This window comes from Mycoplasma sp. 2575, from assembly GCF_053851635.1.
Genome location: NZ_JBSQBB010000002.1, coordinates 18,228 through 31,736, shown reverse-complemented (window position 1 = coordinate 31,736; position 13,509 = coordinate 18,228). Strand labels below are relative to the sequence as shown.

At 26.5% G+C, this 13,509-nt stretch carries 13 protein-coding genes; 8 read left to right on the top strand and 5 right to left on the bottom strand.

The window, feature by feature from the left end; genetic code table 4:
- Positions 1-20: 20 nt before the first annotated feature.
- Both ACWXVU_RS00405 and ACWXVU_RS00400 read right to left on the bottom strand, forming a co-directional pair.
- Positions 21-1,031: an HxHSH motif-containing lipoprotein gene (locus ACWXVU_RS00405; protein ID WP_444705094.1), complete on the bottom strand. Its 1,011-nt coding sequence runs from the start codon at positions 1,029-1,031 to the stop codon at positions 21-23.
- Between the two features lie 3 nt (positions 1,032-1,034).
- The gene (locus tag ACWXVU_RS00400; protein ID WP_456011892.1) at positions 1,035-2,900 is read right to left on the bottom strand and encodes an MAG3240 family lipoprotein; all 1,866 of its coding nucleotides are present in this window, start codon (positions 2,898-2,900) and stop codon (positions 1,035-1,037) included.
- A 101-nt stretch (positions 2,901-3,001) separates the two neighbouring features.
- Here ACWXVU_RS00400 and ACWXVU_RS00395 point away from each other — a divergent pair, with 101 nt between their 5' ends.
- Genes ACWXVU_RS00395 through ACWXVU_RS00380 form a run of 4 tightly spaced genes read left to right on the top strand, consistent with a single transcriptional unit; the run spans position 3,002 to position 7,426 of the window.
- Positions 3,002-3,952 carry a hypothetical protein gene (locus ACWXVU_RS00395; RefSeq protein ID WP_444705092.1) on the top strand — a complete coding sequence of 317 codons (951 nt, stop codon included), beginning with the start codon at positions 3,002-3,004 and terminating at the stop codon, positions 3,950-3,952.
- 22 nt (positions 3,953-3,974) lie between these two features.
- Complete coding sequence (locus ACWXVU_RS00390; protein WP_456011890.1) at positions 3,975-6,323, top strand: OppA family ABC transporter substrate-binding lipoprotein; 2,349 nt, start codon at positions 3,975-3,977, stop codon at positions 6,321-6,323.
- 10 nt (positions 6,324-6,333) lie between these two features.
- The gene (locus ACWXVU_RS00385) at positions 6,334-6,807 is read left to right on the top strand and encodes a hypothetical protein (protein WP_444705090.1); all 474 of its coding nucleotides are present in this window, start codon (positions 6,334-6,336) and stop codon (positions 6,805-6,807) included.
- A gap of 37 nt (positions 6,808-6,844) precedes the next feature.
- On the top strand, positions 6,845-7,426 hold the full coding sequence (locus ACWXVU_RS00380; protein WP_456011888.1) for a hypothetical protein: 582 nt from the start codon (positions 6,845-6,847) through the stop codon (positions 7,424-7,426).
- 78 nt (positions 7,427-7,504) lie between these two features.
- On the opposite strand, the gene ACWXVU_RS00375 is transcribed toward ACWXVU_RS00380, so the two are convergent.
- Together ACWXVU_RS00375 and ACWXVU_RS00370 are read right to left on the bottom strand one after the other, a co-directional pair.
- Entirely contained in the window at positions 7,505-8,557 is a 1,053-nt protein-coding gene (locus tag ACWXVU_RS00375; RefSeq protein WP_455966316.1) for a helix-turn-helix transcriptional regulator, read from the bottom strand.
- Between the two features lie 12 nt (positions 8,558-8,569).
- On the bottom strand, positions 8,570-8,974 hold the full coding sequence (locus ACWXVU_RS00370; protein ID WP_456011887.1) for a cytidine deaminase: 405 nt from the start codon (positions 8,972-8,974) through the stop codon (positions 8,570-8,572).
- Between the two features lie 194 nt (positions 8,975-9,168).
- Between ACWXVU_RS00370 and rpsP the strand changes: the two genes are divergently transcribed.
- The 3 genes from rpsP to rplS are packed head-to-tail and all read left to right on the top strand — an operon-like array spanning position 9,169 to position 10,449.
- A complete protein-coding gene (gene rpsP / locus ACWXVU_RS00365) occupies positions 9,169-9,429 on the top strand; it encodes a 30S ribosomal protein S16 (protein WP_438340765.1) in 261 nt (86 codons plus the stop codon).
- A gap of 2 nt (positions 9,430-9,431) precedes the next feature.
- Positions 9,432-10,109 (top strand): tRNA (guanosine(37)-N1)-methyltransferase TrmD, encoded by a 678-nt coding sequence (gene trmD / locus ACWXVU_RS00360; protein WP_438340764.1) that lies wholly within the window; start codon positions 9,432-9,434, stop codon positions 10,107-10,109.
- A complete protein-coding gene (gene rplS, locus ACWXVU_RS00355; RefSeq protein ID WP_438340763.1) occupies positions 10,099-10,449 on the top strand; it encodes a 50S ribosomal protein L19 in 351 nt (116 codons plus the stop codon). The genes trmD and rplS overlap by 11 nt, the downstream gene beginning before the upstream one ends.
- A gap of 602 nt (positions 10,450-11,051) precedes the next feature.
- Here the strand turns inward: rplS and tyrS are convergent.
- Positions 11,052-12,284 (bottom strand): tyrosine--tRNA ligase, encoded by a 1,233-nt coding sequence (gene tyrS, locus ACWXVU_RS00350; RefSeq protein WP_456011885.1) that lies wholly within the window; start codon positions 12,282-12,284, stop codon positions 11,052-11,054.
- A 271-nt stretch (positions 12,285-12,555) separates the two neighbouring features.
- Between tyrS and ACWXVU_RS00345 the strand changes: the two genes are divergently transcribed.
- Entirely contained in the window at positions 12,556-13,434 is an 879-nt protein-coding gene (locus tag ACWXVU_RS00345) for a DegV family protein (protein ID WP_438340761.1), read from the top strand.
- The last annotated feature ends 75 nt before the right edge of the window (positions 13,435-13,509 follow it).

The following is a 13,509-nucleotide window of genomic DNA, read 5'->3' as shown; positions in this document are numbered from 1 at the left end:
TATTTTTTTAAAAAATTCAATTAATTAAGATTTAATTTATCAGATATACCTTCCTTTTTAGCAACATCAATCAATATTTTCTTAATACTTTCCATAATTTGTTTAGCTTTGGCTTGATATTTATCATTAATTAGATTATTAGATTTGTTAAAATCCATATTTTCACTAAATAGTTTAATTAAAAAATTATAATCTGATTCATAGTTTTTTTGGCCAATGTTGTCAATAACATTTTCTTTTAAAACTTTAAAATCTTTTTTTAATTCACCTATTATTTTTTGATCCTTTACACTCTTTTTTAACAATAAATGCCATAACCCCATTTCAAAGGTAAGATTAACAATGGCATGTGAATGAGTATGAGAATTCTTGTCACTCTCGATATTTATCTTGTCAAGATCTTCTATTTTCGAAACTTTTTTTTCATTAAATACATTCTTTCTTAAAAAATCTCAGGCATCGATAATGGACTTTTGCAGCTCACCAAGATTAATATCCTTTCCACTCAATCTCTTATCAATAATTTCGATAAATTTAATAAACTGTTGATTATCAAAAACTAAATTAACATCGTTCAAAACGGCATCAACATCTTGAAAAATTAGTTGATATTTATCTAAAAGTTTAGCTAAACTTGTTTTTTGTTTACCTGCTTCTTCTAATCATTTAACAAAAAAATCATTAATTTTTTTTGAATTCTCAGGTTTTCCTTGGTCGATAATTAATGCAGCAACCTTGTTTCTAAAAGCATCTATTCTTCTTATAATTCTAATATATCGCTTACGATAATTTCGATACGTCTGTTTAACTTCTAAAAATAATTTCAAGAGTTCATTATCGTATATTTTTTTTATTTCAAGTGTTGGTTTATTTTCAAGTTTTATCTCAACAATGTTACTCTTATTTTCTATCGATTCATTTAATGATACATTTTCTGAATCATTTGGATATCTTATACATGAGATTGAAATAGCAGGCAATCCAAATAAAGATAATCCCAAAAAACTAGTCAAAATTTTTTTGATCCTCATTAGTTATACCAACCTTTCAAAATTAATAAGTGTAAATATATCATTAGATTTTTGAACATCATAGCCCTTAAAATAATTTCAATAAACAGAAGCCTTTGCTATAACTTTATCATTTTTTGATTTATACTTAAAATCAGACGGATTATTAAATGAAATAAAATTTAATTCAATATATAATTGACCTAATTTATTTTTTTCTGGTTTTAAATTAAGTTCAATTCTCTTTATACCATCTAATGTTTTGCCTTGTTTATTTTCTAGAGCATAAGCTAATAAATAGTTATTAATATATGCTTCAAGCACCTTGACTTGATATGAATTATTATCTAAAAGCGAAACATCAAAATTTTGTCTACTATCGTTATTTCAATAATTAAACAATTTATCCATCTTATTTGATGCTTCGTTAAGCCCTTCCATAAACGCTGAATCCTTGTTACTGTTAACAAAATCCGAAAGTTTTATGCCAGCTTTTATCCCATTATTACTTGGTTTAAATGAATAAATATCCTCAGGTAAAATATTTGCGTTATTTTTATTTTTAGTAATCAACCCCTTTAACCTGTGTCCATGATCATCAAAGTTAGAACTTAACCAGGAATATTTCTTTTTTGTGCCATCTTTCTTAGTAACCTCAACAATTGCTCTGAAAACCTGATTAGTGTCAAAATAATCAGTAAATTCAAAATCAACTATTTTATATTCAAGATCTTCTTTTTTTCTATATTCTGGAATCTTTATTACAAAGATCTCATCTTTTAGATTTCAAAATAAATTCATCAAACCTTTGGCATTTCAATAATCTTTTGAACCTGATGACTTTATGAAGTGATTAATATTATCAATAATTGTTAGATATCTCTTTCCATCCATGAATAAAAGGGGATTTTCGACGTAATCAGTAAATAATGGATATTCTTCTTTTATTCCTTTAGTTCCGACCCCGAATTTTCCATTTGTGGCATAATTTCTGAAGCCATTTAAATAATACTTTTTATTCTTATTTTTAGATTTTATTAATTCTTGACCGTTTCAATCCTTAATACTACTTATCTCAAAGGAAATATAATCTGTAGCTCCAGAGTATGAATGTTTTATTTCGCTATTGCTTCAATCAATATCGATTGATGCCACATCAACGTTAAACTTATTTAAATAAAGTTTTAATAGTTTTACAAATGTTGATCTCATCTCATTATGTTCATTTGACAAAAAAGATTTTGCTTGTATATATTGAGGTTGAATTCAATTTGAAAACAATACCCTATGTTTTTTAGCATTAATAAGATATTTACGATTCATTATAGAATAATTCAAATCAATATCTTGGTTCAATCTAAAAATTACTGTCTGTATGTCCTCAAAATAGGGGTCCCTATTTCTATTAAAATCTTTCCCAAATATCAATGATAAAGTTGTAAATCATTCGTCATTAAAAGAACCTGCTGAGTCAACATCATCAAACGAATATTCATTCAAAAAGCTATTAATATCACTCTTTTCATCTGAATCGAATATACGAATATTATTATTGCCAGTAGTAAACTGCTTTCAATTATTTCTATATGGAAAATCCGGTTTATATTCAACCCATTCATTTTTATTAAGTAGGTACATTTTTTTGTTTTCTATCTTTACTGCATCAAAATTATGGCGGCCATTCTTATCGAATCAATAAAATATATGTTCATCTTTTTCTATTGAAGCTATTTGGCTAAGAGTTAATCTATTCAAAAATACTCTCGATACCTTATCAATATCTAAATATACTTCTTTTTTAATATTTTGACTACAACTTAAAACTGCAAAAGGAATTGCCACAATAGGAGAAATTAATAACAAATTTAATAGCTTTTTTCTTATTTTCATAATACAAATTTTATCACTTTTTTTTATATTATAGTTATAAAAATATTGTATAATTATTACAAAATTACGAATTAATAAACATTGTGAAAGGAGGTAAATATATGATAATAAATAACGTGGGAACTGCATTTGAAAATAATATAGAATTAACCATATTTATAAATATACTAGTTTATATCCCAATATTAATGATTTTACCACTCATATTATTAGGTCTCCTTTCGTTTATAAAGCCATCTGAAAAAGCAAAAAAAGGTAATGCAATTATTTATATGTACGCTTTTTCAACTGGAATGTTTTTAATGATTGGAGCATTCGGTTTTTTGCGAGAAGGATATAAAATTGCTATCGATTTTACACATGATGGCCCAAATAAGTTTGGTTCAGAAATAAACAGGACACTAGTAACTGTCGGTATTCTCGGGATAAGTGCATTAATAGGCTTTAGTGTTGTTATTGCAGGAAGGTATTTATTTATTAGAAAATCTAAAATAGATCCTCATAAAAGTCATGAAGAACATAACCACTCAGATCACCTAATTTCATTTAAAGATATTGATAACCCCAAAGCAGCTTGATTAGCAATTGTTATGTTATTAAGTCACAGAATAATTGATGGTTTTTTTATTGGATATTCAATATTTAAAATAATATTTACTCAAAATACTTTTTCAAGTTCACTTACTCTACTAATAACATTTACCATCCACATCCTTATTGAAGTCACAATCATATACTTCCGTCAAATTCAATATGGAGAAAAAAAAGGAAAGGCAGTTTTATATAATTTCATAACTTTTTTACTTATAATCCCCTTCATTTTTTTAGGAGCATTTACTGGGCGATTCATAAACGATGATTTAAAATGAATACAATCCTCATTATTGATTTTTGGAGGCGCAATTATCATATTTACCGCTATCTTTGAACTAGTTCCTGAATTTATTCATATAAGAAACAAAGATACTAAAACTTTATATCGAACATTAATAATTTTTGCTGCTTCTATTGTCACAACAATAATGCTTTTAAGTTTTCATAGTCATGTTTAAACAAACTAAGGGAGGAAATAAAATGAACAAAAAAATGATTTTATTAACACCGTTAATCAGTTTAATGCCTATAATTACAATATCATGTGTAAAAAATAATTTCAACACCAATAAATATCGTTTCATTGAAAAAAATAATTATGGTAATGATTATGCTAGCTTTAGCTACCTTGATGATAACTATACTAGTAAAAATATTCACAAAATTAACCTAGCAACAGCAGCAAAACTAATACGAATAAAATCAAGCCAACAGCCCTTAATTGATTTTAGAGACAATATTGTTTTAGCTCCCTCAGAACTTCATTATAAATTAGAGTGGGCCAACAAAATTAATATCACAACACCAATAGGCACTAATGAATATAGTAATGATAATACTGATATTGTAGATTATGAAAATGAATCAAACAAACCAGAAAATGGTATTTTTAAGCCTAAAAAGGATAAGGGTAATGGTTTTAACTCACCCTTCCTATTTGTTCCTTCGAGTGATATCAAATCAATAAATAACCCAAACTTTGCTAAAGATTTGAATAACACAAATAAAGTTATAATAGACATCAAAAATAGAGACAATGTTTGGATTAATTACCTAGGCAATATTATAAATACCAATAACCATATTAACCACAAATCATTTAAACTGGGGCTATTATCAAAATTGTTACGAAACAAAGAATATCGCCACTCTTTTGCTGCAAAGCATAAGATTGATCTTTCAAAATATAACAATAAAAAACTACAAAAAAATGATGGTTTCGATTTATATAACTACCTAATTCAAAATGATATTGATGTTGATGCACTACTTAATTTTGATAATAATAAAATTACTATTAAAACAAGGGACGGATCATTTAAAAATCTAAAACAAATATTTGATAATATCCTTATTATTCAAAATTATCTAGATGCAATTCCTTATGAAATAATAGAATCAAGTTACAAAGATCCCCTAAAAAATCTTGATTGATTTTTTAATTATGGTGAAACCTACCAAAACAGATTTTATGCAAGTAATTATTTTATTTCGCATATGAATGCCAATGAAACTACCTTAAAAATAAATAAAAACTATCAAAAAAATGAAGATGATAATCTTAAAGAAATAATCATTCAATACAACTCGTTGCCCTTATCGCAATCTACGTTTTCACTCCAATCATTAAATGCTTTTAAGCAAAATATTATTTCAAAAATAGAATATGAAGACCTTAATTTAGATGAAAAAAACTATATTCTTGAAAACTATAAGAAATATAATTTTTCATATCAAAAAAATTATAATAGATATTCAATTAACAACAATATTATCATCAACCAAAATCCTGATATAAAAACGAAATATATGAATAAAAACTTTATGAAACTATATTATGGATTAAAAGATAATAACTCACTAGAACTTAGCAAAAATAATTTGACATTTCAATCATTATTTAACAACCTAATAAACCAGTATAGCCTAATTGAGGATGACAAAAATCTATGATTAAGTCAAGCACCAGAAAATCTTGATATTTTAGCTTCTAATGAAGCTATTGGAATAAGCGAACTAAAGGATGCATATAATCAAATATCGAAGCCTATTATTTTTGGAGCGAATAATAAAAAATTAAGTGATACATTCCAATACCAAAATAAAAATAGACTAAATGATCCATTAATTGTTTTTGTTGAAGACAAGATTAAATCAACATGATTTAAATTTATTGAAACTAACCTAAGAAATATAATTGATAATTTTTATAAAACATCTAATTCAAATGAAAATATTTATGTAAATATTCCTATAATGATCACCAAGGATAATCAATTTATTAACAAAAGGATACTGCTGATTAAAAAGATTTTTAATTCTATCGACCGCCGGCTAAACATAGATATAACTAAAATTGATAACTTTGAAAAATATCAAGAATTTTTTGAGAGAAATAAATCAATATACAAAAAATCTACATTTAAACTATTCCAGGGAACAACACCAGAATATTTATACAAACAATTAACAAATTTTGAAAATAATTTAAATAAATTAATTGACCTTATATCTAAAAATAAGAAAGATTATTTAACTAGTTTTGAACAGATTATTTCATTGCATAATTTTTTAGTGAATAATAATATAAATCTCAAAAATAGTTTGAGCAAAACACAAGAAACATTATTTATCACTTATCTAAGTAATTTAGAAGTAGAAAACCAATTAAAACTTATTAATGAAATTAATAATCTAATTAGTTATTCAATAAATCTTATAAATCAAATTAACATCAATAGCTTTTCTAAAATTATTTATCAAAATAACATCATTAAACCACTTGGTTGAAATAACTTAAATTATTTACAAGATATAAAAATTAAATAAGGAGAAAAAAATGATTAAAAATAAGAAGAAAATATTCTTATCAATAATTGCTACTAGTTCTATCCTCGCACTGCCAATTGTTACATTGTCATGTAATTTTGATAAAAAAAATCCAAATAAACCAAAAGTACAATTATTAACCGACTCACAAATCCAAGAAATAAAAGACAAATTTGAATTCACATTAAAACCCGAGGGCAAAAAATTAAATGAAGAAGGAAAATTATATGCCTTATGAGATAAGTTTACAAAATCAAAATATAATACTAAAATAAATACTTTTCAAATCATTAATTGAGATGCTGAATTTAAAAAAAACTTTTCATTTAAATATCATAAATTAAATGGTTTAGGTTCAGCACATATATATGAATTCAAACTGGCATTTGATGGACAAACACCAATAATTAAATACACTATAAAATGTGTCGATAGAAATTATCAAGAAGAAGCTAATGGAATAGTCAAATTGCAAACTGATTAATTTAAAACATTAAAAAATGGAGTGGTATAATATAGATATGAAAAAGATAAAAAAATTTCTAATATTTAGTTCATTTAGTGGAATCGTATTTCCGCTAATAGCTGTTTCGTGTGGAGGACCGACAAATAGCCAAAACAATCAGCTTTTGCCTGACAAAAGTCAAAATAATGAAACAGGCAAAATAAACCCTTTAAAACGTCCTAAAGCAAAACTTCTAACGACTTCACAATTAGGCGAAATAAAAAACTCGTTTTCATATACCCTAACAAATGAAGGTAAAAAGTTACCTCGTGAAGAATTAATGAAAATATTGCAAAAAATTAGAGCTGATTCCTATCCAATTGATAAGGGAATTACATCAAAAGTTGCTAATGACCCTTCAAGAACGTTCGAAAATGTTAAAGCAAATGAAAATTTTAAAAAATATTTATCTTTTACATCAACATTAGGAAACTTAAAATATCTTTCTGGTCATGTTATAGAGATGGAATTTGTACTTGAAGGTCTCGAAAAGAAGCAACCTGCTATCAGATATTCTGTAAAATGCCTAGATATAATTGTTAATGGGAAAATGAACACTGAGGCCACTGAGTATATTTATTTGGATTTAGACAATTAAATAAAAATAGGATCTATTAAGTCAGATCCTATTTTTATTTCTTAATTATTTCATTTAATGAATATTTTACAAGAAATATTAACTAAAAGAAACTTTTTCGTATTTATAAAAAACTTTCTTAGTTATATCGCAAACCTCACCCTTGCGATCATCATGTTGCACTGCACTACACTTGTCGAAAGCCAATAGAGCATCATCAATACCCTCATATTTAAAATTATATTCAGACTTAATTTTATGATATGCCTCAATATAAATATCATCAATTTCATTTTCGTTTTTATTAACAAAAAAACAATGTGTTAATTCATGCAAAATATAGTTAAAAATAAATGCTTCACAATTAAAAATATCCGAAACAAATATAAGTCTTCTAGCTCCTTTTTGAAAAGTAATGGCCGCAATATCGCTATTCTCGATAAAAGGCATTGTAATCAAAATAATTCCTTTAGTCAATAAATAATTTTGTATTTCATCAATTTTATTTTTAAAGTTTAAATTTTTAGCGCATATTAATTTAACAACTCTTTTATACACAACTTCAAAATTATTTTTTCTAAAAACACCAATTTTTTTAGTACTAATTGTTTCCAAAACCGATAACTCACAAAATCTAATTCAAACCTTACTATTAGGGTTGGCATAAATACTTTCATCTGCTAGTGCATTTTCACGCAAATATTGGGTATAATTATCTAAATTAGCAACGCCATAAAACCTATTCATAATCATCAATTTTTTGCTAATAGGCATATCTTTTGTTAATTTAATATTACTTACCAGTGGCAAACTTGGATTCTTAATGATAAAGTCCTCTCCATATTGCACCAAAAGTTTTTCAGCATCTTGTAGATTAGATTTTTCCTTATTAGCATATATTGAATAAACCTCGGATAGCGTACCTAATTCCAAATTAAAAACATTTTCCAAGCCTTCAATAATCGCAATACTTAAATTAACATTCGTTTTGCTATTAATGATTATGTAGACATATTGAGCACTAAGCCCTAAACGTTGTGCCAATTCTTTTTGTGATATTGAAAATTTTTCTAAATAATAAGAAATTTCTTCTCCAAAATTATTTCCATGCAAATCAAGATGTTTTAAATCGCAAACATGTTCAGTTTCCATAAAATCCCCATTTTATTTTTTAGCGTGGATAATGTCTTCATTTTTTACTGCGCTAGGTATTAATTGATTCATCGAAAATTGTCTTTCCTCAGTTAAATCAGTAGAATGCAATACTACCTTGGAATCTTTATCTAAAAATTGAGACATTACTTGTAGACAGGCACCACATGGGAATAATATTTTATTCAAATTGCTAATTATATGTATTTCCTTAAATGTCCCCACTTCTGCGCCATATGCTACCGAACCAAAAAGTGCAGATCTTTCAGCGCAAAGTCCACTAGGATACGCAGCATTTTCACAATTGACTCCATAATATTCATTGCCCAACTTATCAATAGCTAAAGCTGCCACTTTAACCTTTGAATATGGTGCAAATGAATAGTTTAATTTTTCTTTTAATAATTCTTTGTTCATAATAATAATTATACTATTTATAGTTTATAAAACTATAAAACTAAATAATACAAATTATCTTTGCTTATATCAAATATAAAAATCAAATTAAAGTGTTAAGCATTTTTACTTAACATTTATTTTTTTATGTTAAAATTTTTTTATTAAAATTTAAATATACTAAAAATATATAAAAACTTCAAGGAGGAATACTTATGGTTAAATTAAGACTAAAAAGAACCGGAAAAAAATTCCATGCTACATATAAAGTTGTTGCTTCTGATGCTAGAGCACCACGTGATGGAAAATTTATTGATGAATTAGGATACTATGATCCTCATACAAAAAATTTATATCTAAATGAAGAATTAACAACTGTATACTTAAACAACGGAGCAAAGCCTACTGAAACAGTTAGAACTCTTTTAAAGAAGAACGATTTCTACAAAAAATACATCGAATCAAAAAACAAATAGTTATGAAAATAAACATTCTCACAATATTCCCAGAACATTTTGAAGCATTTAAAACCTATAGTGTTATAGGCAAAGCAATACGTCTTGGGCACCTAGAATTAAATATTATTGATTTTAGAAAATTTTCAAAAGAAAAAAGAAATAAGGTTGATGATTCTATATACGGCGGGGGTGATGGAATGCTTCTACAAGTCGAGCCTATCGATCTCGCTCTTGAAACACTACCCAATAGTTATAAAATCCTAATTAGTCCACAAGGACAAAAATTCAACCAAATGAAAGCACACGAACTTGCTAAGCATAATGAAATAACACTCGTGTGTGGCCATTATGAAGGTTTTGATGAACGCGTTTTAAATTTTGTGGATGAAGAATTATCAATTGGAGATTATATTCTAACAGGCGGAGAAACTGCAGCTATGGTTGTTTGCGAAGCTGTTGCTAGATTAGTTCCCGGAGTTTTGCGCAAGGGGAGCCATCAAAACGAAAGTTTTGAAAACGAAGGGCTACTTGACTATCCCCAATACACTAGACCGGCAGAATATAAAGGACTAAAGGTTCCTGAAATATTACTTTCTGGTAATCATAAACTAATAAAAGAATGACGTGAGAAACATGCTTATTTAAAAACACTAAAAAATCGTAAAGATATTATCGAAAGGATAAAAAATGAGAAGTAGCTTATTAGAACTTGTAGAAAAAGACCAAATTAGAACAGATCTTCCCGAAATAAGAGAAGGGTACATAGTTAGAGTTCACGTTAGAATTAAAGAAGGCGATAAAGAAAGAATTCAAGTATTTGAAGGGCTAGTTATTGCTGCATATGGTGAAGGTATCAATAAATCTATCACTGTTAGAAAAGATTCATATGGTATTGGCGTTGAACGTGTATTTAAAATTAACTCTCCTTTAATTTCTGCTATTCAAGTAACTAGAAAAAATAAGGTTAGAAGAGCTAAACTTTACTACATGAGAGGTCTTAAAGGAAAAAGCGCAAGATTGAAAGAAATTAAAAAATAGTTATTCTTGTATCTTAAAAAAGCATGTTTCACCTAACATGCTTTTTTATAACAAAAAATAATTTTTTTCAACAATCACCCTTAAAATAATTAATCTTGCTGTCTTAGTAAATTAGTTGCAAAACATCGTATCCACAGTTTTTCAATAGCTAAAATAATTTTCTTAATATCAATATTTTCAAAATAAGGAGCTTTATTACCAAAAGTATTAAAAAAGTAGCAATTTAAAATAAGTATCAATACTTCTATTTTGCTTCTAAGGATTGCTATTTAACTTGTGCAATACATATTCTTAATATAAAAATTATTACAAAAGCAATTACTAAATTTTTGCTAGGCATTCTATTTTTTGCAAACCATAATATAAGTTTGGAAAATTACTGCCTAGCATACATCAGTTATCTTCATATTTAAATTATAAAAAATTATTCACAGCTAAAATCAGCATACACTCTTGGCTTTGTTAACAACAAAAAAATTAAGGTTCGAGATTTCTTTGTATTTTTCAAAATTATCTAGTCTTTTATCTCCAAAATATCTTATGTTATAATCATCCTCTATTTTATTTCATTAATTAAATTTAAGGGTAGAATATTTTTTCTTCTAATTTGCATTTATTAAAATAAAAAACTCTTTTTTTCCTTTTTTAAGGACTGCATACTTATTATCATATCTATCAAAATTAATTACAATATTTTCATTTTCAACAATCTCGTTATCAAGCATAAAGGATTTTTTAGCTATAAATTCTCGAGTTTCCCTATTTGAAGAAGTGATTTTATTTTCCTTTATAAAATCAATAAATTTAGTACCGTGTTTAACACTAAAAGTTTTAAGGGATTCTTTAATTATTTCAATATCGCTAATTAATAATTCCTCTTTACTATTTGCAAATAAAATTTCACTTATTTTTTTTGCCTGATTTGCATATTGTATTCCATGAATATCCTTAACCACTTCAAATGCTAAAATTCTTTGCGCTACTCTTTTAAATTTAGCTTGCTCATGCTCTCTCATAATATTTTGAATTTCATCTAATTTAAGAAAAGTTAATGTCTTTAAATATTCATCCACTTTGGAATCTGATTGATTTAATAAAAATTGATATAGAGAATAAGGAGTTGTCATATTTTTATCTAACCACAAGGAGCCGCCGCCAGTTGACTTACCAAATTTATTTCCATTTTCATCAGTTAATAAATTAATTGTTAAAGCAATCGCACAAGCAGCTTCTCCATAAATTTTTCTAATAAACTCAAGACCAGTTGTAATATTACCCCATTGATCTGAACCGCCAGCCTGAATCTTCACATCATACTTTTCGAACATGTTCTTAAAGTCTCAACCTTGAATAAGCTGATAACTAAATTCAGTAAATGTTAATCCATTATCCAATCGAGTTGCAATACTTTCTTTTTCTAATAAATAATTTACATTTATCATTTTTCCTATTTGTGAAAGAAAATCAAATAACGTCATATTTTTATAAAATTCGATATTATCAATCACTGATAAACCAAAATTTTCTAGTTGTTTTTTTATTGATTCCTTATTGTTGATAAGGGTTTTTTGATCAAGGAAGCTTCTTTCACTCTTTCTAAAACTTGGATCACCGATCATCCCAGTAATCCCCCCTAGAATTGCATAAGCCTTATAGCCTTGTTTCTTAAATCTTAATAAGGTAGCAATTTGCAAATAATTTCCTAAATGAAGACTTTTGGCGGTGGGGTCAAAACCAATATAAATTCCTGAATCATGAGAAATTTGAGAAAACTTTTCTTCGTTAGAAATATTATTTAGTATTTTTCTGTTTTTAAGCTCTTCTAAAAAATTCATAATGTAAATAACTCCTTAAGTTAAGACCAACTAGTTTGGTTATGATTATTTTAAAACTCTATTGTTTAATATTTTTAAAATTATAGCTAACTTTTAATTTTTAAAACTTTTTATACTAATTAAAAAACGAAAAAGTACTAATGGCAAACATAAATATAAATATAAAAAATTTAATAAATCAACTTATTTTGTGGGTTTTTATAATTTTTTTTTAAATTATTTATATATAATACTAAATTATTTTGCTACAACCATTTTTTAGGAGGAATGTATGAAAATAAAAATTATTGTTGATTCTTCATCTGGATTAACGGAAAAGCAGGCCAATGAGCTTGGTTGAGGATTTATACCATTGCAATGCGAAATAGACGGTAAAACATATCAAATTGGAAGAGACATTGTTGTTGATGATTATGCTAAAATGTGAAGAGAAAATAAAAAAATTAATGCCACCACTGCAGCTTCTTCGCCAGCGATTAATGATATCGAGATAAACAAATACTTAAATGAGTATGATTTAATTTTAGTTTATCCTATCTCTAAATTTTTATCATCACAAACATCATTTCTTAAAACACAATTTCAAGATAACAACAAAGTATATATTGTTGAATCAAAAAGAATTTCCTTCTTGATTCTAAAAGATTTATTTAAATTTGAATCTCAAATTAATTCAGGTGTTTCTTTTAAAGATGCTATAAAACATTTTGAAATAAATAATGAAAGATTAATCTTAATTCCACAATTTAACGACGCTCTTGTCAAAGGTGGAAGGCTTTCAAAAGGTGCTGCTGCAATAGCTAAATTATTAAAAATAGTTCCACTAATCGCTTTTGACAATGGTGTATTAGAAAAGGATTCAATTGGGCGCGTATTTACTAAATCACTTGAAAAAACTGTTACAGATATGTGAAATAAAAACAAAGACACTCCTGATGGAAAAGTGCTTTTTGTTCTTCACTCAGATAATGAAATGATTGAGGAGCTTTTGACAAAATTTAAAAACATCATAAATGATCAGATTCCAATTTATACATACAAGTTACCAGCCGATGTTTCTATTCATACAGGAATTGGGGCCGTAGCAGTTTCGATAGTTTCTATAGATAATGAAACCCAAAAAAAATTCGACTCATTACTAAAAAAATAATTAGGTTTAAACAACGAGTAAAAAACTCGTTTTTTAAATAAAAGTAGTATATAATTCCTAATAATTGAATACAAG